This is a genomic window from Terriglobia bacterium, assembly GCA_020072565.1.
In the GTDB taxonomy this organism is placed as follows: Bacteria; Acidobacteriota; UBA6911; order UBA6911; family UBA6911; genus JAFNAG01.
The window spans coordinates 190,292-211,422 of sequence record JAIQGI010000019.1; the positions used below are offsets into that span (position 1 = coordinate 190,292).

General features: G+C 60.9%; 14 protein-coding genes and 1 pseudogene. 7 read left to right on the forward strand and 8 right to left on the reverse strand.

Translation table 11 applies throughout. The features are described from left to right. Positions 1–235: 235 nt before the first annotated feature. Complete coding sequence (locus LAP85_13565; GenBank protein MBZ5497424.1) at positions 236–1,135, reverse strand: endonuclease/exonuclease/phosphatase family protein; 900 nt, start codon at positions 1,133–1,135, stop codon at positions 236–238. A 244-nt stretch (positions 1,136–1,379) separates the two neighbouring features. Here LAP85_13565 and LAP85_13570 point away from each other — a divergent pair, with 244 nt between their 5' ends. Continuing rightward, positions 1,380–2,627, forward strand: coding sequence for a hypothetical protein (locus LAP85_13570; GenBank protein MBZ5497425.1), 1,248 nt, complete (start codon positions 1,380–1,382; stop codon positions 2,625–2,627). 223 nt (positions 2,628–2,850) lie between these two features. Further along, complete coding sequence (gene pepT / locus LAP85_13575; GenBank protein ID MBZ5497426.1) at positions 2,851–4,101, forward strand: peptidase T; 1,251 nt, start codon at positions 2,851–2,853, stop codon at positions 4,099–4,101. Between the two features lie 179 nt (positions 4,102–4,280). Here the strand turns inward: pepT and LAP85_13580 are convergent, their stop codons facing one another. Beyond that, positions 4,281–5,555 carry a Gfo/Idh/MocA family oxidoreductase gene (locus tag LAP85_13580; GenBank protein ID MBZ5497427.1) on the reverse strand — a complete coding sequence of 425 codons (1,275 nt, stop codon included), beginning with the start codon at positions 5,553–5,555 and terminating at the stop codon, positions 4,281–4,283. Between the two features lie 101 nt (positions 5,556–5,656). Continuing rightward, entirely contained in the window at positions 5,657–6,580 is a 924-nt protein-coding gene (locus tag LAP85_13585) for a TIM barrel protein (protein MBZ5497428.1), read from the reverse strand. Between the two features lie 248 nt (positions 6,581–6,828). Here LAP85_13585 and LAP85_13590 point away from each other — a divergent pair, with 248 nt between their 5' ends. From LAP85_13590 to LAP85_13605, 4 genes are all read left to right on the forward strand, one after another. Beyond that, positions 6,829–7,125, forward strand: coding sequence for a hypothetical protein (locus LAP85_13590; GenBank protein MBZ5497429.1), 297 nt, complete (start codon positions 6,829–6,831; stop codon positions 7,123–7,125). Then, positions 7,122–7,973, forward strand: coding sequence for an energy transducer TonB (locus LAP85_13595; GenBank protein ID MBZ5497430.1), 852 nt, complete (start codon positions 7,122–7,124; stop codon positions 7,971–7,973). Before LAP85_13590 ends, LAP85_13595 begins: the two co-directional genes overlap by 4 nt. A 33-nt stretch (positions 7,974–8,006) precedes the next feature. Then, a complete protein-coding gene (locus tag LAP85_13600; GenBank protein ID MBZ5497431.1) occupies positions 8,007–10,439 on the forward strand; it encodes an ABC transporter permease in 2,433 nt (810 codons plus the stop codon). A gap of 298 nt (positions 10,440–10,737) precedes the next feature. Next, positions 10,738–11,703 carry a class A beta-lactamase-related serine hydrolase gene (locus tag LAP85_13605; GenBank protein MBZ5497432.1) on the forward strand — a complete coding sequence of 322 codons (966 nt, stop codon included), beginning with the start codon at positions 10,738–10,740 and terminating at the stop codon, positions 11,701–11,703. A 2,074-nt stretch (positions 11,704–13,777) separates the two neighbouring features. Here LAP85_13605 and LAP85_13610 read toward each other — a convergent pair. Beyond that, positions 13,778–14,617: pseudogene (locus LAP85_13610) on the reverse strand (hypothetical protein). 442 nt (positions 14,618–15,059) lie between these two features. Here LAP85_13610 and LAP85_13615 point away from each other — a divergent pair. After that, positions 15,060–16,028 carry an arginase family protein gene (locus LAP85_13615; protein MBZ5497433.1) on the forward strand — a complete coding sequence of 323 codons (969 nt, stop codon included), beginning with the start codon at positions 15,060–15,062 and terminating at the stop codon, positions 16,026–16,028. A 284-nt stretch (positions 16,029–16,312) separates the two neighbouring features. Here the strand turns inward: LAP85_13615 and LAP85_13620 are convergent, their stop codons facing one another. The 4 genes from LAP85_13620 to LAP85_13635 form a co-directional block, all read right to left on the reverse strand. After that, entirely contained in the window at positions 16,313–17,818 is a 1,506-nt protein-coding gene (locus LAP85_13620) for an MFS transporter (GenBank protein ID MBZ5497434.1), read from the reverse strand. Positions 17,819–17,884: 66 nt separating this feature from the next. Continuing rightward, positions 17,885–18,835: a ketopantoate reductase family protein gene (locus LAP85_13625; GenBank protein MBZ5497435.1), complete on the reverse strand. Its 951-nt coding sequence runs from the start codon at positions 18,833–18,835 to the stop codon at positions 17,885–17,887. 298 nt (positions 18,836–19,133) lie between these two features. Continuing rightward, on the reverse strand, positions 19,134–19,718 hold the full coding sequence (locus tag LAP85_13630) for an LOG family protein (GenBank protein MBZ5497436.1): 585 nt from the start codon (positions 19,716–19,718) through the stop codon (positions 19,134–19,136). An 82-nt stretch (positions 19,719–19,800) separates the two neighbouring features. Then, on the reverse strand, positions 19,801–21,090 hold the full coding sequence (locus tag LAP85_13635) for an aminotransferase class V-fold PLP-dependent enzyme (GenBank protein MBZ5497437.1): 1,290 nt from the start codon (positions 21,088–21,090) through the stop codon (positions 19,801–19,803). Between the last annotated feature and the right edge of the window lie 41 nt (positions 21,091–21,131).

Below are 21,131 nucleotides of genomic sequence, written 5' to 3' on the forward strand. Positions count from 1 at the left end.
CTGCCACAGCCCCATGCCGGAGCGTTCGATGCCCCGGGTCCCGTGAGTCACTTCAGGGTCCCGGCTGAGATCACCCTGATCCCAAAAGCCAGCGCAACTTCAGATCTTACCCCCCATATCCGACAGTGCAAGGCATGTTGAGCTGGTGGATCCGCGGAACTATGGGATTTCCCAGCCCGGATGTTCGAACGGTCGACAGCGCTGGAAAAGCGGAACGCTCCTTTTCGCCGGTCAGCTATTTTGCTGCCGCCAGGGTGAGCCACGCCACCACGGGAAAATGGTCGCTCGGGGTTTGCCCGTTTTCCGAATAGGTGACGATCTCGATCTTTTCCACCGCCACGGCTCCACGCACCAGGATCCAGTCAATGCGCGATCCTCCCTCGACAGGAGGCTTGAAGCCGTTGAAAGTGTTGAGCTTTTCGTTCACATGCTCACGAGCGAGCGACCACGTGTCCGCAAAACCGCCATCCTTCACGAGGATCTCATACGGCTTGCTGCTGCCGGCCGCCGAGTTGAAGTCGCCGGTCAGCAGCACGGGCAGATCGGTCCTGAGTTGGTCGACGCGTTCGACGATCAGGGCGGCGCCCTTCTGGCGGGCCAGCTCGATGTCGTTGTCGAGATGCGTGTTCCAGAAGTAGAACTCGCGTCCCGTGGACCGCTCGCGGAAGCGCACCCATGTGACCATGCGGCGGTTCGTGTTGCCCCAGGTCGAGGAACCGATAACTGCCGGCGTGTCCGACAGCCAGAAGTGGTCATATGTCAACGGCTCAAAGCGATCGCGCCGGTAGAACACCGCCATGAATTCGCCCCGGCTGCCGCCTTCGCGCCCGAGGCCGATCCACTCGTAGTCCGAAAGGTCGGCGGCGAGGTCCTTCAGCTGGGCATAAAGCCCTTCCTGTGTGCCGATGAGGTCCGGCGCCAGGCGCCGGATGCAATTGCGCATCACCGGCCACCGCTCGGACCATGAGTTGGGCGGTTTGGAGCCAGCATACCTCAAGTTAAATGTCATTACGCGAAGTGAAACGGCTTCCGAGGCAAGCCCGGAGGCAGCGTAGAAGGCCGCGGCAGCGCCAGTCACTACGATGGCAAGCGTGACCGCAAGGACGGAGAGGATCTTCCACCGGCAGTTTAACATGATGCCATCGTGCCCCCTTTCCGGGCCGCAGTCCATCAGCGGTTTGAACAGGTCCGGCTAAGAATATCACAACGGATTGGAGCTGGCCGCGGATTGCCTGCTCCTGTGGGCCAGGATGCCAGGCCGCCGGCAGCACATTTTGGCGCCGCCTGCCCCCCGATTTGTGTTAGAAGAGTGGAGTTCCCCAAGTCGGAACGGCACCGTGTGCAACGCTCCGCATATCCGGGAGGGGTGGAGGTCTGCCATGATTGGGCTTTCGGAAAAGAGCGCAAGGCTGCTGTTGGCTATAAGCGTGTTGTTCTCGCTGCCACTCCATGGAGCGGGTTCCATAGGGGCCATTTCGGACGGCACTTCGAACCGGACCGCAGCAGTGCCGGATTACGCCGAAGACCCCGCGATCATGATCTTTCCGCAATTCGCCGACGGTGGCGGATACAAGACGAACTTCCTGCTCACGAATGCGACCACTACAGACACCATAGCCACCTTGACCTTTCACTCCGATACGGGTGCTCCGCTGGATCTGACAATCGGCGGCGCAACCGCGAGTTCCCATCCGATCTTCCTACCGGCGCAGGGATCCGCAAAAGTGACGACATCCGGCGTCCCGGCATCGGCAGTTGTAGGGTGGGCAAGCGTTACGACCTCCTCATCTGTCAAACTGAACGGCACCGCAGTGTTCCAGTTCTTCAATGACCAGGGCCTGTTCTCGGAAGCTTCGGTCCCTGCGGTCTTGCCGGTCTCCACCGTTGATTTCTATGCTGAAGAGGAAGGCGGCTTCAGAACCGGCTTCGCCCTGGCCAATCCCGGCGCGACTACGGCGCAGGGAATGCTCACCTTGCGGAGATTAGACGGGACGGTGTTCGATACCCGGCCCATATCCGTGAAACCGGGCAACCACGTTGCGACGTACCTGTGGCAGATTTTCGGGGAGCGCGCTCCGTCTGGGAGAGCTGAGATTGCGCTCACATCAGGCTGTCTCGCGGCGACTGCACTCCGTTACCACACCTCCTCTGTTTTCAGCACCGTGTCGGTCGGGCAGCCCGGATTTGCCGGCGCAGGCGTCGCCGTCATGTTCTCTCCGAACGGTGGTGTCAGAAACCGGCTCATAGCCGAGATCGATAAGGCAGAATCCACGATCGACATAGCCATCTACTCCTTCACGGCCGACCAGATTCGCGATGCCCTGACCAACGCGCGCGACAGGGGAGTGCAGATACGCATCATCGCGGATATGAGCCAGGCGAACGGCCCGGGGAGCGAAATCAGCCGCCTCGAGCAATTGGGCTTCCAAGTGAAAAGGTCCTCCGGGCTCCTCTCGGGAATCATGCACAACAAGTACATGATCATCGACTCCGCGCTCCTGTTCACGGGCAGCTACAACTGGTCTGCGAGCGCAGAGGACAACAACTTCGAAAACGCCCTGTTCATTCAAGGTTCGACGGCGATCCGGGATTACATCGCTGATTTTCAACAGATCTGGACGCGGTAACCCGGGAACCTGCAACCTCGGAATAGGGGTGGGCCCGCGAGGCGGCATGCTCACCTGGCATCGATGGAGGCGAGCGTGATCAGGATAGCCTGGCCGGGTGAGGTGCGCTTGCCGATTTCGGTTTGGGCCCGCAAAGATGTCGATGCTCATTAAATGGACAAGGATCGGCTGTGCAGGCATTCTTATTCATTGACTTCGAATTCTACCGCCGGGGAGAAGGCCCATGAACGAGACCGCATTGGAGAGATTCCTTCGCTACGCCAGGATTGACACCCAGTCCGCGGATGATGCACCAAGCTACCCGAGCACGGAAAAACAGTTGGACCTCTTGAGACTGCTCGTGGCGGAGTTAACCGGGCTGGGATTAAAGAACGTGACAATCGACGAACATGGTTACGTCACGGCCACCATACCGGGCAATCTGCCGCCGGGCCATTCGGCGCGCGGCCGCGTGCCCGCCATCGGCTTGATCGCTCATGTCGACACTTCACCATCGGCCAGCGGGAAGGACGTGAAGCCGCAGGTCGTCGAATATAGAGGCGGCGACATCAGCCTGCCCGGCGATCCCGGCGTGGTCATCCGGATTTCGGAGAATCCGGCATTACTCGACGAGCTCGGCAGAACCATTGTCACTTCCGACGGAACCACCCTGCTGGGCGCGGACGACAAGGCGGGCATCGCCATCATCATGACCGCGGCGCAGAATCTGCTCGCCAATCCCGCTCAGCTGCACGGGGACATCCGGATCTGCTTCACGCCGGACGAGGAGGTCGGGGCAGGCACGAAGTATTTGGACATTCAGAAATTCGGCGCCCGATTCGCATATACGTTGGACGGGGACACGCCGGGCGAGCTGAACAAGGAAACCTTCAGCGCCAACCAGGCCATCATTACCGTTCACGGGCGGAACATCCACCCCGGGACCGCCAAGGGGATCATGATCAACTCTATCAGGGCGATGGGGGACATCATAGTGCGGATCCCGAAGGACATCGCACCGGAGATGACCGAGGGCTACGAACCCTACATCCACCCGCACGTCCTGGAAGGGGCTGAAGCGAAATCCACGTTAAAAATACTCCTCAGGGACTTCCACACGCCGGGGCTGGACATTCTGAAAAAAAAGCTGGAAGAAATCGTGGCCGAAGTGCAGGGGCTGCATCCGAGGGCGAAGATCGAGCTGAAGATCATCGAACAGTACCGGAACATGAAAGACTACATGGGCAGCGACCCACGGGTCCTCGATTGCCTTTGGGAGGCAGCGCAACGCGCCGGGCTCGATCCGAAATGGAAGCCGATTCGGGGCGGCACGGACGGTTCGAGGCTCACGGAACGAGGCTTGCCGTGCCCGAACATCTTCACTGGCGGGGCGAATTTTCACGGGCCCACAGAATGGCTTTCGGTCTACGGCATGGAAAAATCGGTGGAGACCGTCGTAAACCTCGTTCAAATCTGGGTCGAAAAATGCTCATAAGAAATCAACCCACGAAATACAAAGTGCGCCTTAGCCGCATCCCAAAAAACTCAACGCTGAGATCGCAGAAACCGCAGAACATTTGAGATTCCCGCCCGCCGGGCAGGGATCCGATCGTACGCAGCACGAGACAGTTCGCGCATCTTGTATATTTCAGGCTTAGAATTTCCTCCGTTACCTTAGATCAGCGGTGTGGTCCCTGGGACGGCCGCAGGGTCCACGGGATTGGGTCCGAACTCGTATTTGGGCGGAGAGAGATCGAGCTTGGACGACTCCATGGCCCAGTCCCAGGAGATCGCGCGGCCCGTGTAGGCGCTCATCCGGCCAATCACCGCACACATGGTGCTCTCGGCAATCTGGCGGCCCTCGTTGAGAACCTGGCCGCTCCGGATCGAGGCGATCAGATCCGCGTGCTCCAGGACGTAGGGATTCGGCTCGTCGCCTGCGAACTTCCAGGGCTTCTCGCCCCTGATCTCGCCGGAGCTCAATGCCACCCCCTTCGTGCCGACAATGCGTTCCTCGACCCGCTCGGCGCAGCCCTTGGTCTGCCGGCACATGCTGGCCACCCGGACGCCGTTCGGGTACTCGAACTCGACGAAGAAGTGATCGAAGATGTTGCCGTATTCAGGAGAGACACGAACCTGGCGGCCACCCATGCCCATGATATTCCTGGGCATCGTGCCGAGGGCCCAATTGACAACGTCGATGTTGTGGACGTGCTGCTCGACGATATGGTCGCCCGAAAGCCAAGTGAAGTAGAGCCAGTTGCGGCACTGCCACTCCATTTCAGTCATGTTCGGGTCGCGCTTCCTGACCCAGAGGTCGCCCATGTTCCAGTAGCATTGGGCCGCCACGATCTCGCCGATCTGCCCACCGTGAACCCGGTTCATCATCTCGCGATAGAGCTTCTGGTGGCGTCGCTGAGTCCCGGCGACAATGGCCAGCCCTTTTTGTTTGGCCAGATCGGAAGAGGCAATGACCGAGCGCACGCCGAGGGGGTCCACGGCCACGGGCTTCTCCATGAACACGTGCTTGCCGGCCTCGATGGCCGCCTTGAGGTGAATGGGCCGGAAGCCGGGGGGCGCGGCGGTGACGATGAGGTTTACATCGGGGCAGGCACAGACCTGGAGGTAGTTGTCGAAGCTGGAAAAACAGCGATTCGCCGGCACGTTGATCCGGTCCGGGAAAGTTTCTTTGAGTCTCTTGAGAGCGCTCTCGACCCGGTCGGGCACCAGATCGCCCAACGCAACGACTTCGACGCCGGCCGCAGCGTTGAGGCAGTCGATGGTCGCACCCGTCCCGCGACCGCCGCAGCCGATGACTCCCACCTTGATCGTATCCGCCCCTGCGGCGAAGAGCCCCAGGTTGCCGGGAATAGCCGTCGCGAGCGAAGCCGCAGCAGCCGTCTTGACGAAATCACGCCGGGTCACTGCCGAACTTTCGAAGCTATCCATTGTTTCCTCCTCTTTTTCCTGGAGTGAAGGGCGCGCGCAAGCTTGCGCATTCCAAGGACTACATCGCCCGTCGGCAACAGGGAGTTGGCTCCCCTGTCATTTCAAAATTGGTCGCAGGCGCGATAGGCGTCGATCACCGCCTGCTCGCCGTCCTTACCGGGTCTGCTCTGGCCGTGCTCCATGCACAGCACGCCCTGGTAGCCTTTCCCATAAATCCATTTGAAGACGTTCCGGTAGTTGATCTCACCCGTCGTCGGCTCGTTCCGTCCTGGATTGTCGCCGATGTGGAATGCCGCGATCTCGTCCCACGCTGCCTCGATGTTAGGGATGAGGTTGCCCTCGGTGATCTGCTGGTGGTACAGGTCGTCGATGATCCTGCATGACGGGCTGTTGGCGGCCTTGCAGATCTCGTAGGCCTGGGGAATTTTCGTCAGGAACAGACCGGGATGGTTCTTGGGATTGAGGGGCTCGAGGACAAGAACGAGGCCGGCAGGCTGGCAGACATCCATGCATGCCCGGAGGTTCTCCACCACGTTGGCGGTCTGGTAATCCCAGGCCAGGCTCTCATCGTAGCGTCCCGGCACGACCAGGGCTTGTTTGCAGGCGGTCCGATTCATCGTCTCGATGCCCTGCTTCATTTTTTGCAGGAGCATTTCCCGCACGTCCTTGTCGCGAGTGACAAAGCTCTTCTTGCTGAAATCAGCGTAGAGAACGAAGGGGCCCAGGATCATGTCGCGCTTCGGCAGTTCTCGAGCGATGAGATCCTGCTGATCGACCGGGCGGTTCATGATTCCGTTGTCGAACATGGCCCTGAATCCCTGATCCGCGGCGAACTGGATCTGAGCAACGAGGTCGTCGCCGGCGAGGGCCTTGAACTGGCCGAAGCTCGGCGCGTATTTGAGCTTGAAGCGGCCGGGTTTGCCTCCGGCGGGCACGGCCGCCTGACCGGCTGTCGCAGCCGAGGTCGGGATTGCCAGCACTGTGGCCGCCGCTACACTCTGGGCAATAAAATCCCTGCGTTTCATGAGCGCACCCCCTTCACGCAAGATTAGGAAATGCTTATATCATTTTCTCGCGAGAAGCGAATCGAATTTATGACTAAAAATCTTAGCGCCCTCCGCCCTCAGATTTTTTGTTGCGGCTATGGCGAACCGTGCGTTTCGTGGCTGCCTTCTGCCCGTTCTGCAACATCCCGTATACACGTTCAAACCGTTTACGATACTCTTTAGAAGAGCGTTTCGCCCGGGCATGGAAGAGCTGGCTGGAACATCCTTTGGAAAAGGAGCCTTTCGAGGCTGCCGCCCAGGTCGCCCGCCTCCTGCAAACGCCGAAGCAGGTGAGCCGGCCACGATGGATCCCTCTGGCGGCGGCCGCGGCAGTGATGTGCTCGATAGGAGTCTCCGTGTTCCTGGTGTTGCGGCAGGCTCCCCCTTCTCAGCCGCCGGCTGAAACCCGAGAGGTTTCTTCTTTGGGAAAGGGAGAGATCTTGATCTGGCTTGATGATCGCACGCCTCTATACATGACCTTTCAGCCTCCGGATGCCCCGGACTCTTCAGGAGGGAAACGATGAAGCTATCCTTCAAAGGACTATCCCTTGGCTTTCTCCTGTGGTTGAGCGGCTGGGCATGCCTGGGATCCGAGCGGCCGGAATCGGATAGGTTGGTTACCCGCTTCACGATTCTTGTGGGATTCCCATCCAGGGAGCAGCCGGTAACGGGAGTGCCTCTCCTGGTGCCGGGATCGGTCATTCCCGTGGGCTCCGGAAGTGGCGACGAGAAGGATTCCGTTCTCGAAAAAAGCTCGTCCTTCAACAAGGTTGTAGAAAGACTGTGGGCGACCTTCCGGCTCGACTCCAGCCGGCAACCACAGAAATCGATATTAACTACGCTGACGCTGGGAAGGCCGGCCGAGTTGCCCCCAATCGAGAATGCCGGGCTCGCCATATCGGCGACTCTCGTAGGCCTTAGCGATAAGACCGCCACGTTTAGGGTGGTTTTTAAGCAGGGACCGAAGCCGCTGGCTGATTCTACTGTCAATGTTGCCGTGGACGGGCGAGCGGTTGTGGGGGGAGTGGACGGGGATTCGGCTCCTCACATTTTCGTCATTGTCGAACCGCAGACTGCGGGGAGCGGCGACAAAATGGAGGGGCTGACGGCGCCGGTAATCCTGTACAAGTGTTTCCCTGTCTATCCGGAAGATGCGAGAAGAAAGAAGATCAGCGGTGTCGCTGTCATCGAGGTCATCATCGATGAAACCGGCCAGATCGCCGAAGCCAAGGTCCTGGACTCGCCTGACCCGAGTTTCAGCCAGGCGGCCCTGGAGGCTCTCAAACAGTGGAAGTTCGAGCCGGCAAGAAGGCCAGACGGCAAATCCCTGGCCGTACGCACCGCGATCTCCTTTGATTTCAAGTGGCGCTGACGTCTTTAGTCTCCTGTGGCTGAGGAACGGGCTATGGACACCTGGTTTCAGAACATCCGCTACGCCTTTCGCGTGATCCGGCGCAGTCCGGGTGTGACTGCGGTGGTAGTGCTGGCGCTCGCCCTGGGGATCGGCGCAAACATCGGCATCTTCAGTGTGGTCAACGCGGTCCTGCTGCGTCCCCTCCCCTACAAGGACTCGGACCGGCTGGTTCAGATCTGGGGTCAGATGCTGAGCCGGAATGTCCCGTACCACTTCGTGCCCTATCCTGATTTCGCCGAGTGGAGGGAGCAGAGCCGCTCCTTTGAATCGATGTCGGCCTATCGGTCGGTGGCTCTGAATCTGACCAATCGTGGCGAGCCTCGGAGGCTGAACTGCCTGCAGGTAAATGCAGGCTTCTTTCATATGGTCGGCGTGCCGCTGCTTCACGGGCGGGGTTTCCTCCAGGAGGAGGACAAGCCGGGAGCACAACGTGTGGCGGTAATGAACCACCCTCTCTGGCAGCAGGCATTTGGCTCGGATGCCAACATTGTCGGGCAATCGCTCACGCTGGATGGCAACAGCTACACGATCGTGGGTGTCCTGCCCGGAGGTTTCCAATTCGGCGGCACCGAACTGGACCTTTACGTTCCCTTGGCCGCATCGAGCCTGCGGAATCCGCAGGGTCTGAGCGTGTCCGTAGGCGCCTATGCGCGACTGAAGCCCGGCTTGACGCTGAAGACCGCGCAGGCCGACATCGACACCATCACCGCGCGGCTGAATCAGCAATACCCTGGGGGCATTCCGCGGGGCGCCCGGGTCTGGGGGCTGCGTGAGTTCATGGTGCGGGACGTGCGGTTGAGCCTCTGGATTTTGGCAGGCGCAGTCGGACTCGTACTTCTCATCGCCTGTGCCAATGTCGCCAACATTCTGCTCGCCCGCGCCGATGTGCGCCGGAGGGAGATGGCGATCCGGGCGGCTCTGGGGGCGGATCGCAGGCGCATCGTCCGGCAAATCCTGAGCGAGAGCGTGGTCCTGGGGCTGGCCGGAGGCGTGCTCGGGATCCTGCTGGCGCTGTGGGGGATCAACACACTGGTCAAAACCAGCTCCGGCAGCTACCCGTTACTGAGAAGTGCAGCGCTGGATGCAACCACTCTGGCCTTTGCGCTGACACTCTCGCTGGTTACGGGAGTGATGTTTGGAATCGTTCCCGCGCTTACCATGGCGCAGGAGGGGTCGTCCTGGGGAGTGCTCAGTGGAGCCCTCAAGGAAGGATCCTCTACTGTCTCTGCGACCCGGTCGAGCAAACGCATCCGTGCGCTCCTGGTAGTTTTCGAAGTCGCACTCTCCTTGATGCTGCTTATTGCCGCCGGCCTTCTGGTGCGCAGCTTCTTCCGTCTGCAGCAGGTGAATCCGGGATTCGATGCCAGAGGCGTGCTTACCGCCAACATCACCTTGCCCCAGGAGAGATATCCGACCGGGCCCAAACGCCTTGCCATATATCAGGAGTTTCTGCAGAATCTCGCGCGCGCGCCCGAGGTTGAGGCTGCCGGTCTGGTCGATTTGCTGCCTCTCTCGGGCAGCAACTCCGGGACCGGGCTCATTCCTGAAGGACGCGCCGTGCCGCGGCCCGGAGAAATCCCGATCGTATGGCTGCGGTTCATGAGTGAGGACTACTTCCGGGCAATGTCCATACCCCTGCTTTCGGGTAGGCAGTTCAGCGAAAGGGACAATCCGCCCGCCCCGCCCGTGGCCATCATCAATCGTACCCTGGCACGCCGCTTCTGGCCGGGAGAGGATCCGCTTGGAAAACGCTTCACGCTGGGGGCACCCGGTCCGAATGTGCCGGCTTTTACGGTGGTAGGTCTTGCCGGCGACGTGCGTCATACCAACCTGATTCAGGAACCGGATGCGGAACTTTTCTTGTACTACCGGCAGCTGAGCCCGATGCGCGTGACCGTGGCGGTCCGCACCAGGTCGGACCCTTCACGCTTAGGCAACACGGTGCGGCAGGCGCTCAGTTCAGTCGACAAGGACCTGGCGGTAGCGCGGATTCAGACGATGGAGAAGATCCTGACTGATTCAATTTCCTCGCGGCGGCTGACTATGTTGCTTCTCAGCATTTTTGCGGCCGTCGCGCTCATACTCGCAGCGGTAGGAATTTATGGGGTCATCTCCTACTCCGTCGCACAGCGGAGGCACGAGATAGGAATTCGCATGGCTTTGGGCGCCCCCGGGGAACGCGTGCTCTGGATGGTGACAGGCCAGGCAATGCTGCTGGCCGGGGCCGGGGAAGTCGTGGGTCTGGCGGCAGCGTTCGCACTCCGGCGCCTCATCGAAAGCCAGCTTTACGGTTCCACCGTCATCGATCCGGCCATCTTCACGGCCGTCCCGCTGATCCTCGGGGCCGTGGCGCTTGTTGCCGCCATCATTCCTGCGCGGCGGGCCATGCAGGTAGATCCGCTGATCGCCCTGAGACGCGAGTAGGGACTGCAGGAAATGACCGAAGTGTATCCGGAATCGGATTCAGGATTTTTTGCAAACGCGACCATTCTCAGCCTACACGGGGACCGTTTCGTGCGTTTCGTGGTGACCTCACGCCGCGGTTTGGGGCATCAAAAGCCGGGTGATCCTTCCTTGATGCCGTATAATGTCCTGCACAGAAATCCGGCAGCAGTGTAACTCAGGCTGAATGATATAGCGGCTCGGTCGGAATCATCTTCACGGGTTCGCGCTCGAAGTCTGATGCGCGGTGGCATTATCGGCGTGAAAATGGAGGAACAAAATGAATATGCCCGCAAAGAAATCGGCAGTCAGTGCTGTGCTCCTCGTCCTGGCGGTGACGGCCGGGATGGTTCGAGCCCAGGATCAGGCTCCTCAGACGCGGATCGACCGGCTGAGAATGCAGATCGAGCGCTTGACCCGAAGGGCGGATGGCCAGGTCGGGGTCGCGATCAAACACCTCGAGAGCGGTCAGACGCTGAACGTGAACGGGGACATGCTGTTTCCGATGGCCAGCGCGTTCAAGGTCCCCGTCCTCGTCGAACTCCTTTATCAGGTCAAGGAGGGCCGTTTCAAGCTCGAGGATGAGATTTCGGTCCAGAAATCCGAGCAGCATATCGGCAGCGGGATGATCTCGAGCCTGGTCATGCCCGGAATAAAACTCAGCGTACTCAACATGGCCCACTTCATGATGATGATCAGCGACAATTCGGCCGCCGACATCCTGCTCGAGAAAGTCGGTGCGGAGAACGTCAACGCCCGGCTGAAGAACCTCGGCATTACGGGCATGTCCGTGAACCGCTCGTGCCAGAAACTGATCACGGATTTCCAGGCGCTGCGGTCAGGCGCGAGGACGCCCGAACAGAGGAAGGCCGCGATCGTCAAATTCGGAGAAAATCCCGAGGATGAGGCAACCCCTGTGGCCATGAACACGCTGCTGGAGAAGATCTACAAAAAAGAGATCCCGGACCCGGATCTCTCCAGCCTGGCGCTGCAGATCATGCTGAAATGCGAGACCGGCGAGAAACGGATCAAGGGGGAACTTCCACCGGGGACAGTCGTGGCTCATAAAACCGGAACCCTCGCCGGAACGGTCGACGATTGCGGAATCATCTACCTTCCCGACGGACAGGGGCACGTCGCCTTGACCGTCCTGACCAAGGATTTCACGGCGGACACGAGCGATGTCGAAGAGATCATCGCCAAGATCGCGCGCTTCGTATACGACTATTTTTACTTCGCAAATTGATGCGGGAGCCTTCGTCCCCCGATTTCGAGTGGTGCGTGCCGGCTTCGTGGTGAGACGCCGGCACGCACCTGCGGGCTGGTGGCACGCCTGAGCGTTACCGGGCTGCGCCCGTGCCGGCTGCTCCGGCACGGCCGGCGTTCAGGTGGTTCCAGTTCAGGATGGCGTTGAAGGCCAGGAAGAAGCTGCCCTGGGTCTCATAACGCCAGAAGGGGCGGACACCGAACAGCACGATGTGGCCCTTGCCGAGCGACGCATCCACGAGCGCGGGCCGCCCCGCCAGACCCTCGCCGCCGACGAGTTCGCCCGACAGAAGCAGATCATTTGCATCGGTGGGATACGACAGCAGTACTCGCGGAGCATTGATGGCCGCTGCTCCGCCGCCGCGCCCGCCGAACTGTCCACCGCCGAATCCGCCGCCACCGCCGGCGGCGCCACGGCCGCCGCGGCCGGCACCGGTCGTGGTAGCGGCCGGCGGACCCGCATCGAGAGTCGTCAACCGCGGAGGTGTAGCCATGGGCTGCAGGTTGCCGCCGCCGACTCCTGCCGGCGAGCCGCCGCGCCCGCCGCCGCCTCCACGCCCGCCACCGGCGCTCAACGCGAGATTCGGCCCGTTCTTATACATGGCACCCAGCGCGTTCTGATCGTAGCCGTAAAGGATGGGGCTGGTCTTGTCGCCGAGCAGCACCTTGATCACTGAGCCTGGCGCATAGAGGCCTTCGGGCTGGTCAATCGACACGCCGGGGGCAAGCCGGTAATCCACCAGTTGAGCGGCAGGCGTGCCTTCCGCGATCAGCAGACCGCCTTCCTGCACGAAGGCCTCGAGGGCCTTCAAGCCGTCGCGGCCAAGACTGCCGCGCGTATCCTCTGACGAATCCGGCGTGCCCACATTCGGCGTGAGGTCGGTTTTCTTGTATGGCCGTGGCGCGCCCGTGGCGGGGATCTCACCGCCATCCACGGTAACGGGGCCATTCGGATAGATGATCACGTCGAACTTCGCCCGCAGGTTACCCTGGCGCACGAGGTTGTCGCCGAAGTACGTGTATGGAATCTTGAACTTGTCGAACACGAGCCGCACCCAGCCTTCATCCTGTGTGCTCGACCAGGAGTGGAGATAGCCGATGCGCGGCACGTCGAGGTCATGCATCGGCACGCCGGGGGGCGTGTCGGTCGCCCAGGCCGAAAGTCCAAAATCGCGGATCTGCGGCTCGAGCGCCGCGCGGTCGGCGTTCGGAATGATGAATGCCCCGGGGGCAAAGTGGTGGCCACCCAGGTCAAACGCCTGCTCGGCCGCCGACATCTTCACTTTGGCATTGGCGAAACGGAACGTGGCGAGGGTGTTGTCGGTGGTGTGATCGATGACGATCGTGCTGCCACTGCCGGTAATCGTTCCGGGCACCTTGAAATCGGCTGCAGCCAGCGCCATCGGCTTGTCGAATATGCTCTTGTCTTCGATACGGTAAGTCTGCACGTTGCGCAGCAGCGGCAACGACCAGCCTGTGTCGTCGTACGGACGCGGATTCTGTTCCGGGTACCACTGCACGCCGAGGAGCGTATTGACCAGGCCGCCATACGGCTGATCGAGCCGGATGATGTAGTCTCCGGCTGCCACCTGGACGTTGCCAATCGCAAACGGCGCGGTGGCGGTGTGCACCTCGACCGCTTCGCGGCGGAAGTGATTCATCAGGTCGGCGGCCTCGACGCGGCGGCGTTGCTGTGTGGGAACCACATAGGCGTACGGAGCCCGCGTCTTGCCCTGTTCGATCATCATCTTGTTCTTGATGTAGTAGTTCTCGAGGAACAATTCCCGGTTTTTCGCGACCGCGTTGATCGCAAAGAGGATCGCCGACTCCTGCATGTTGATGTTCTCACGGCCGCTCCACTGCACACCTCCGGGCGGCACCGGGAAAGGGCGGTACCATTCGCGGCTCTGCCCCGCACCGGTGCCTCGTCCACGGCCGCCGGCTTGCGCGGCCTCGCCCGGCGGCTGGCCGGCAGCGGCTGCGGCCGCCGGGGGAGCTCCCGCGCGCCCGGCGGCCGGGGCCTCACCGCCACGGCCGCCACCGCCACCGCCGCCTCCGTAGCTCTGAGTCTCGTAGAATTTGCCGATCGAGTTGTGCGTGACCGCAATCCAGAACATGTAGTTCGGGACCCAGCCGTCATAGTAGTTGTACGTCCACACCCCGGGCACGCCGCGTTTGGTCATTTCCATGATCTCCGTCTGCGCGAGCCACCACCACTCGGTCACCAGGACGGGCGCGATCTCCGGATAGTATGGGCCGGTGCCCGTGGACGTGTAGAGCAGCGTTACCGACTCGTGCAGGTCGTGCATGACCTGAGGATGCAGGTCGAGGAACGCCTTCAGCATGTTTTGAGTCAGGACGAGGCCTTTGCCGATCCCGTCGCGATTGTTGTCGTGCGCGACGTAGTGGCCCCAATACACGAAGGATGACGGCTGGCCGGCCTCCGACGCGCGCCGGCTGTCTACATATCGTTCATGACCGTCGACCTCGCTCACCGGCGTGATGACGACGATGGCGTTGTTGCGGATCTGCTGGATGAACGCAGTCTCTTCGACCGCCAGGCGGAAGGCCAGCTCGATCAGCATCTCCGGGCTGCCGGCCTCGCTCGAATGGAGGCTGCCGGTTATGTAGTAGATCGGCTTGCCGGTCTGGATGAGCTGCCGGGCCTGAGCGTCGGTCAGTTTGCGCGGGTCTGTGAGTTGCGCCGTGATCTGCTTGTATTTTTCGAGCGACTTGATCGTCGCTTCATCGGCGACTGCAAGCGCGACCATGGGACGCCCTTCGTCGGTCTTGCCGATCTCCCACATCGTGACTCGGTCCGACGCCTTGTCGAGCGCCTCGTAGTACGCCACGATGTCCTTGTGATACGTAAGCCTGTTGTTCTCACCGGGCACGTACTTGAAAAATGCCAGCGGGGACGGGACTGTTGCCGAGAGCGGCATGTGATCGACCAGTTCGGTCAAAATCCGCTTGTCCGGTGTGGCGTCCAGGATCCGCTTCGTGTAGTCATCATCATTTTTCTGCACCTGCGCCTGCACCGCAGCCGGGCGGGTCTGCTTGCGTGCCTGAAATGCGCCGGCGCCGACAGCAAGGGCAAACGCGACGCCGAATATGAGCGTCATCCTCAGCGTTCGCCGAAATTTCTGCTTACCCATAACTCCCTCCAATGCGCGGAATGTCTGAGGTATTTGAATCTAGCGATGGTAACTCGCTCTTCCTTGGTCGCAGCAGAATAGCACCGATCGGACAGGAAATCAGCGGAATTCTGCCACGCTCCAGGTGGAACGGAGGACATTTCTTGAGCAGAAGAGCTATACTCGGCCGGAGGAGGAAACCATGAAGCTGATCCTGTGGGTGCTCGGCGTTATCGCAATGGGTTCAACGATCTCCCCGGCTCAATCGCCCGGATCCGTGAAGGTAGCCTTGGTCAAGAATGCCTATTCCGGGTCGCGCGAGGAGGCGGAGCTTTCGCCGGGTCCGGATGCCCTCGAGCGCGCAGGATTGGCGGAGATGCTGGCCGGATTGGGCTGCGACGTGGCGCCGCCGCGCAACGCCCGGTTGACGGCGGAGCAGGAAAAAGAGTACGGCGCATGGCAGCGTATGGGACTCGCGAACGGGCACCTCGGCAGAATCGTCGCCGACAGCCTCAAGGAAGGCCGATTCCCGGTCGGCCTGCTCGCGAACTGCAACGGGTTGATGGGTATGCTTGCAGGCCTGCAGCACTCAGGGCCGACCACCCGGCCGTTGAAGGTCGGTCTGGTGTGGATTGACGCCCACGCCGATTTCAATATCCCGGAGACTACGCTGAGCGGCATGCTCGGCGGCATGCCGGTTGCCGTCGCTGCAGGTCTCTGCCTGACGCGCCTCCGGTTGCAGTCCGGTCTCGATCCCGCCTTACCCTTCAGCTACATCGTGATGGCCGGCGTGAGAGACGTGGATCCACTCGAGCAGGAACTGCTCGATCGGCACAGAATCGAGATGATACCCGTCGCCGACCTGCGCCGGTCGTCGCAGAAAATCCACGAACAGATGAAACGGCTGAGCGACTTGACCGACCTGATCTATATCCACATCGATATGGACGTGCTGGATCCGAAGGAGGTTTCAGGCCATTCGCTGACCGTCGCCGGGGGGCCTGCGAGCCGCGAGCTTGCCGGTGCGCTCACGACGATGTTCCAGTACAAAAAGGCCGCGGCGCTCGGGATCGCGTCCTATCCGGCCGACAGGGATCAGGATAAGATTTCTCTAAGAGCCGCATATGCGCTTGTCGAGGGAGCAATCCGCGGGATACAGGCCAGGCAGTAATATAATTGATGAAAATCCTGCGGCTCGATGGCCATTCTCTCAACAATCGCCGGGAAGAATTCAATCCGCCCAGTGCACGAAAGACGCGAAAGTATTGATGATCATGAAATATAGTGACGGAAATAAAACTCCCGGCCCCAAAGGGGCGTCAGTGAGTAGACCCGGGCGTGAGCCGGGGTTGAGAGCCGGAGAAAAAATGAGCCCTGAAAGGACGGCACTCTTTCCATGGAATCCAGTCACTCTATTATCTGAGATTCAAGAGTTTCGTATATTCGGTGGTGAAGTCACGCAGCTGCCTGCACGGCCCGCGTTGCGCCGTGCCGGTTGATCCACAGCCCGCCGACGCCGAGAGTCAGGAAGATGACGGCCTGTACGACGGTGCGGTACTGTATCGGCTGCGCGGTTACTCCCAAAACCAGGAATGCCAGCCCAAGCAGCCCGATGAGGCCGTAGGCAACGTTCATGGCGCGCGCAGCCCGCCGCCGGGTATCCGCCGTGTCGGATCCGAACTTCCGGAAAAACAGAATCAGTCCCAGCGCCGCGCACACGTCCAGTACGGCAAACAGGAGCCAGAAGAGAGTGGATCGCCCCCCGATCGCATTCGTGCGCAGCACAGGCTCGATCATGCGCGCGTAGAGGAGGGCGCCGACGTTCGCGCCCAGCAGCGAGCCGAACACGCCGTACAGGAAGGCGTATCCCATATACACTGCCTTGCGATCCTGCGGCGCCACCAGGCCGATGAAGCTGTAGTACTTCGGATGCGCCGTCATCTCGCCGATTGAAAACACCGCAATGCCCGCGACGAACACCCAGGGATTGCGCGAGAGCGCCAGGAGCAGGAAGCCGGCCGCTCCGATCGACATGCCCGTCACCATGGTAGGCAGCGCCTTGCGGGCGGAGACGATCCGGCTCACCAGCACCTGCAGCAGGATGATGGTGCCCGCATTGATTGCGGTTACGTGTTCGATGTCGAACTGAAAGCTCCAGGGAAGACCGATTCCATGCAGCAGGCCTGTGATTGCGGTACTGACCGGCTCCTTGTCGATGACGTCGCGCAGATACCACAGGACCGTGCCAAAGTTCTGGAAATACAGGATCCAGAACCCGGAATAAACCACCACCATCAGCATGAAGCGGGCGTCGCCGAGCACCTCGGCCGCCCCGGCCAGGACCTCGCCCAGCTTCTTGGTGCTCACCGGCCGCGGCGGCTCCCGGTAAAGAAATAAGGCGGGAAGCAGCATTGCCGCACAGTAGGCCGCCGAGGCGGTAAAGACGTATTGCCATGAGAACCCCTTGAGGACACTCACGACCAGGGGAGCGAGAAAAGCGCCGAGGTTGATCATCCAGTAGTAAATGCCGAAGCCGAGTCCGGAGGTGCGCTCATCGGTCGTCCGGGCGATGGTGCCCGAAATGATCGGCTTGAAAAGGCCGGAGCCGGTGGCCATGACGAGCAGAAAGAGGAAGACGAGCGCATAGCTGGACATGTTGCCGGCCGCGAAGTATCCGGTCGCCAGCAAGGAGAAGGCAACCAGCAGCACCCGCCGGTAACCGTAGCGGTCGGCAAGTGCCCCTCCCAGGATCGGCAGGACATAGGTGAACGCATAGACGATCCCCTGCAGGAAACCCACCGCCTGGGTGTTGAAGCCGAGTCCTCCCTCGGCCACTGCCAATGTGAGATAGCCCCCGAGAATGGAATTCAGCCCATAGTAAGCGGCCCGCTCGAACAGCTCCATGACGTTGGCGATCCAGAAGGTGCGGGGGTAGTCGCGGAAGATATTGATCCTGGTCATGATTTCCTCTCAGCTCCGGTGAACCGCAGGTGAACGCAGTGCCACGTAGAGGAACATATATAACATCTATCGGGATCCGGGTGCATCTGCCGTTTTCCGCCTGGCTCGCTCGTCCATCATTTTCAGACCCGCATAGATCGTCCGGTGCACAGGCGTCGGCACGCCTTGCACCGCACCCAGGCGGACTATCGCGCCGCTCATGGCATCGATTTCCAGACGCTTGCCCTGTTCCAGATCCAGATGCATGGAGGCTTTCTGTCCCGGGCCCAGTCTCAGGCAGAACTGATATTGCCTCTCGACGATGTCGGCGTCCATCCTGACTCCAAGCGCTTCGCCGGTTGCGTGGACCTCCTCCATGGCAGCGTGCAGCGTGGCGCGCGCTTCGGCGAGCTGAAGCAGCTCGTACGGCTCGGTTCGGGCGAGCGAGCTCAATCCCGCGATGGAGGCAATGAAAACGAACTTATGCCAGAGGGGTGTGAGAACGTCTGCAGTTGCAGAGGCTTCCATGCCGGCGTCTCTGAATTCGGCGACGAGCCGCCGGACGCGCGGCGTCACGCCCCCACACGCTTCGCCGATCGTCATGAGACGAAACTGGCTCCGCTGCTCGATGACTCCGGGTGCGACCGCATTCGAAACGATCTGGACCGGCGCGACCAGCACGTGCTCCATGCCGATGATGGCGCCGATCTGCTCGTGCGCCTCGACGCCATTCTGAAAGGTCACGACCGCCGTGTCGTCGGCCAAAATCGGCTGAATCGCCCGGGCAGCCGCTTCGGTGTCATAGGTCTTCACGGTGAACAGGACCCAATCCACGGGGCCTATCGTCCTGGGATCGTCCGTGACCTGCACCGGCCTGATGGATAGATCGCCATGGACACTCCTGACCGCCAGCCCGTTTTCGCGCATCGCGATCAGATGAGCGCCGCGCGCGATAAAGACCACATCGTGGCCGTTCTTCGCGAGCAGGGCGCCGTAGTAGCCCCCCAGGCCGCCCGTTGCCATCACCGCGATTCTCATGCTCCACTCCTCATGCTCTTGAAAATAGAAAGGGCCTCTACCGATCGCTCGGTACAGGCCCTCTTGATGGCATGTTCGTAAGGCTAGTTACTGGATCTTGAACGTCTGAATATGAGTTGGCTTCTTAGCATTGCGTTTCGAGCGTATCGTAGCCAATATTACAGCGCCACCAACCAATCCACCAAGCACAGCAAGTGCAGCCATTGTTTTTTTCTCCTCGATATTTTCTAGGGCTGGTGACAGTCGGTACCCACCGCCAACCCCGTGCGCATTAAAATACGCCCGCTTGGGTTCCAGTTCAATTTCTTTTTTCGCTTTCGATGGGATCGGATCTGCCGAAATCAAGGGAACTGAGGCGGGCAACAGCCTCGTCCGCACTGTCGACGTAATGAAAGATCTCCAGTTCCTCCGGGGAGATCACGAGATGTCCCGCCACGGATTGGAGCAAGGACTTCCAGAACCTCCCGACCAGGATGACCGGCTTGTCGGGCATGGTCTTGGTTTGAAGCATATTCCAGATGAGGCTGATCTCGGTCAAGGTCCCCATGCCCCCGCGCATCGCGATGAAGCCGCTCGAGTTGGAGGCAAGAATTTCAAGGCGCTCGAAGAAATTGCGCGATCGAATCTCGTGGGTCAGGAAAGGATTCGGCGCGAGATTTCCGAATATCTCCATGGTAACGCCGATCGCCGTGCCGCCGGCTTCGATCGCGCCGCGGGAGACGGCCTCCATGACGCCGGAGTATCCGCCGCTCATGACGGCATAGTTGGCGGCAGCGAGCAGCGATCCGAGCCTGAATGCCTCCGCGTATTCGGCGTCTCCTGCCACCGGGTGGCGCCCGCCAAAAACCGTAATCTTCTTCACACCGTCGGGCAGACTGAACACTCCCTTGCTCCTTTGCCAATGGAATGGCCGCGCGAGCCGCGCGCAATGGGGACAGTCCCCTTTGCGCTTCGAAATGCAACGGCTACATGCCGGCCATGTACCTGCGGATGGCCGCGAGCGTGCGGTCGACCTCCTCGTGCAGCACGTAGAAATGCGGTGAAAGCCGGATGCCGCCGCGCACACCCGAGCCGCGCGCGTTCGTTACGATATGCTCCTTCTCGTAGAGCGCGGCGGCAAGTTTCGCCGGATCGGTGCCGCCCGGCAAGAAGGTGAGGATGGCGGCCGAACGCTCGGGCGCCGGATGAGTCCAGACCTTCGCGCCATTGATCTTCTTGAGCCCTTCGATAAATCTCTGCACCAGCTCGCGCGATCGAGCCTCAATGACTTTCCGCCCGATCTTGTTCTGAAGTTTGAGCGCTTCGCCGAACGCGATGAAGCCGGCTTCGTCTCGTTGGCCGAGGGCTTCGAACCGTTTCGATGCACCCACCTCGCCTGCGTAAAGACTGATGATGCTCGGCCAGATGCGGGACTCGGCTTTCCTGTTGATGTAGAGCACGCCGAACTCCTTCGGCCCGCACGGCCACTTGTGCGCGCTGCCGGTGAAGAAATCCGGCTGCATGTCGGCCAGGTCGATGTCCAGAACGCCGAAGGATTGCGCGCCATCCACGAGCGTCAGCACGCCGCGCTCCCGCGCAGCACGGCAGATCTCCTTCGCCGGGAAAAGATCGCCGACTGAGCCGGTCACGTGCGTGAAGGCCAGAAGCCTGGTGTTCGGACCGATGCCTTTCCGGAAAGCATCGACGTAATACTCGGGCCCGGGGTGCATGTCGACGAGATCGACAACCCTGGTCGTGAAACCGAAGCGCTTGGCCTTCTCCTGAAACGCTGTGTTGACGCTTGGATGGTTGTCGGCGAACAGGAGGACCTCGTCTCCCGGTTTCAGATCGATCCCGCTCGACACGATGTTGTTGCCTTCGGAGGTGTTGCGCGTGATGACGATCTCCTCCGGTGCGGCATTGAGAAACGCGGCGAGCGTGCGGCGCGTTGCTTCCCGGCCCTCGCCCCACTTCCGGCGATTCTCGGCGCCGGGATCACGGTCGATGTCGCGGGTTGTGTTGATGAGCGCATCGATGACGGGCGCGGGTGTCGGGCAGAGATTCGCCGCGCACAGAACGGTCACATCACGGGGCATGAGGAACTGTTGCCGGACGGACGTCCAGAACGACTCGTCCGGGACGGCCGGCACCGGTGGGAGGGGCAACGGCTTCAGGCTCGCGATGGCAGTTGCCGGAAGTATCGAGGCGGCACTCCCTGCCGCCATGAGCCGGGCAAAATCCCTTCTGCTGAAGCTGACATCATGCTTATGTACCATATTTGCCTCCTTCCTCCGGGCGATGACGAGCCGGTTCCGCA

Bases quoted from the DNA above. Each gene is read 5' to 3' on its own strand.
- LAP85_13595 (MBZ5497430.1), top strand. From the start codon at position 7,122: ATGAAGCTATCCTTCAAAGGACTATCCCTTGGCTTTCTCCTGTGGTTG.
- pepT (MBZ5497426.1), top strand. From the start codon at position 2,851: ATGAACGAGACCGCATTGGAGAGATTCCTTCGCTACGCCAGGATTGAC.
- LAP85_13615 (MBZ5497433.1), top strand. From the start codon at position 15,060: ATGAAGCTGATCCTGTGGGTGCTCGGCGTTATCGCAATGGGTTCAACG.
- LAP85_13585 (MBZ5497428.1), bottom strand. From the start codon at position 6,580: ATGAAACGCAGGGATTTTATTGCCCAGAGTGTAGCGGCGGCCACAGTG.
- LAP85_13570 (MBZ5497425.1), top strand. From the start codon at position 1,380: ATGATTGGGCTTTCGGAAAAGAGCGCAAGGCTGCTGTTGGCTATAAGC.
- LAP85_13565 (MBZ5497424.1), bottom strand. From the start codon at position 1,135: ATGTTAAACTGCCGGTGGAAGATCCTCTCCGTCCTTGCGGTCACGCTT.
- LAP85_13600 (MBZ5497431.1), top strand. From the start codon at position 8,007: ATGGACACCTGGTTTCAGAACATCCGCTACGCCTTTCGCGTGATCCGG.
- LAP85_13625 (MBZ5497435.1), bottom strand. From the start codon at position 18,835: ATGAGAATCGCGGTGATGGCAACGGGCGGCCTGGGGGGCTACTACGGC.
- LAP85_13605 (MBZ5497432.1), top strand. From the start codon at position 10,738: ATGAATATGCCCGCAAAGAAATCGGCAGTCAGTGCTGTGCTCCTCGTC.
- LAP85_13580 (MBZ5497427.1), bottom strand. From the start codon at position 5,555: ATGGATAGCTTCGAAAGTTCGGCAGTGACCCGGCGTGATTTCGTCAAG.
- LAP85_13620 (MBZ5497434.1), bottom strand. From the start codon at position 17,818: ATGACCAGGATCAATATCTTCCGCGACTACCCCCGCACCTTCTGGATC.
- LAP85_13635 (MBZ5497437.1), bottom strand. From the start codon at position 21,090: ATGGTACATAAGCATGATGTCAGCTTCAGCAGAAGGGATTTTGCCCGG.